This is a genomic window from Streptomyces sp. URMC 126 (assembly GCF_051386555.1).
GTDB lineage: Bacteria > Actinomycetota > Actinomycetes > Streptomycetales > Streptomycetaceae > Streptomyces.
Map to the genome: position 1 here is coordinate 1 of NZ_JBPQTX010001033.1, position 258 is coordinate 258.

General features: G+C 65.5%; 1 protein-coding gene. It reads left to right on the top strand.

Translation table 11 applies throughout. The annotated features are described in order from the left end of the window. Window positions 1-25: 25 nt before the first annotated feature. Window positions 26-258, top strand: a 233-nt coding sequence (locus tag ACSNOK_RS34980) for a hypothetical protein (protein ID WP_436784729.1), incomplete at its 3' end; no start/stop codon positions are given.

The following is a 258-nucleotide window of genomic DNA, read 5'->3' on the forward strand; positions in this document are numbered from 1 at the left end:
GGAGGGACGCCGGGTTGCTGCCGATATGCGAGCCGCGGCCCAGACTGAGTCCGACGATATCCGGGTCGCAGGGCTAGCCAACCAGCGCGAGCTGCGCGATCAGGCGGCCAAGGATTCACGAACCGCAATCGAGCAGGCCCGCCTACAGGCCCGCACTATCGTTGAGCAGGCCGACACTCATGCCGAGGCGATTGTTACCGAGGCTCGCACGAAGGCCGCCACCATCGATCAGAATGCTCGCGCCCAGGTTGCCCAGAT